Annotated in this window: 1 protein-coding gene; it reads left to right on the top strand. The window is 42.9% G+C overall.

Annotation, left to right across the window (positions count from 1 at the left end; all coding sequences use genetic code 11):
• Positions 1-51: 51 nt before the first annotated feature.
• Positions 52-1,154 (top strand): transposase (locus tag QUB56_RS36970; RefSeq protein ID WP_332961314.1); only part of this gene is annotated, 1,103 nt, incomplete at its 3' end.

Raw genomic sequence — 1,154 nt, forward strand, 5'->3', positions numbered from 1 at the left:
GTGACTTGTGTGTTTGGATGTCAACAAGTTTTAATCAAACCTGACAAAAAATTGAAAGCGGTTCTAGAATATATTTGCGGGGAATCAAATAAATTACACAATTGTGCAGTTTACTACGCTCGTCAAATATTTTTTAAAGCTCATATTTACGTCCGTCCGTTTGACGTAATCAATGCGTTAAAGGGTAATCCTCATTACGGGGCTTTATGCGCTCAAGCTGCAGGGCGAACTTGTGGTGCTGTCGGTGAGTCGGTAAAATCTTTCAAAGGACTGATAAAGTTATTTCGGGAAGGCCAGCTTGAGCGAGCGCCAAAATTTCCTTCTTACCGTACTTCTGGCGGGCTTCATTTAATTGCTTATCCGAAGCAAGCGCTTGGAAAAAAGTTAATTGATGGTCAAATCTCAATCCCTCTCGGACAAAAAGTAAAAGCTTGGTTTGGACTGAAGAATTTTCTTCTTCCCATGCCTTCTAACCTGGATTATGCCGACCTTCGAGAAATTAGAATCCTCCCGAGAAATGGCTGCTTTTACGCCGAATTTGTTTACAAATCACTCAGCGTCCAAGTTGCCGTCAATCATCAAAAAGCCCTAGGTGTCGATCATGGCATTGATAACTGGCTTACTTGTGTCAGCAACTTAGGGACAAGCTTTATTATTGATGGTAAGCATCTCAAGTCGGTTAACCAGTGGTACAACAAGCGAGTAGCAACTTTGAGGGAGGGCAAATATAACGGTTTTTGGTCGCATCAACTGGTGCGATTAACCTCCAAGCGAAACCGTCAGATGCGTGATGCCGTCAACAAAGCAGCTCGTTTAGTTATCAATCACTGTATCGAGAACGGCATCGGTGTTATCGTTTTTGGATGGAACAAAAAGCAGAAAGATTCTGCCAATATGGGCAAGAAAACAAATCAAAAGTTTGTCCAAATTCCTACGGCACGATTAAAGAAGCGAATCGCTCAACTGTGCGAACAGCACGGTATCCAGTTTGTTGAGACTGAAGAAAGCTACACGTCTAAGGCATCATTTGTAGACCGTGATTTTCTGCCTACAATCGGTGAAAAACCCGATGGGTGGAAAGAAACAGGTAGGCGAGTAAAACGTGGCTTGTACCGGACGGGTGCGAAAAACTGGTATATTAATGCTGACTGCAA

The organism is Microcoleus sp. AR_TQ3_B6 (genome assembly GCF_036702785.1).
Lineage (GTDB): Bacteria > Cyanobacteriota > Cyanobacteriia > Cyanobacteriales > Microcoleaceae > Microcoleus.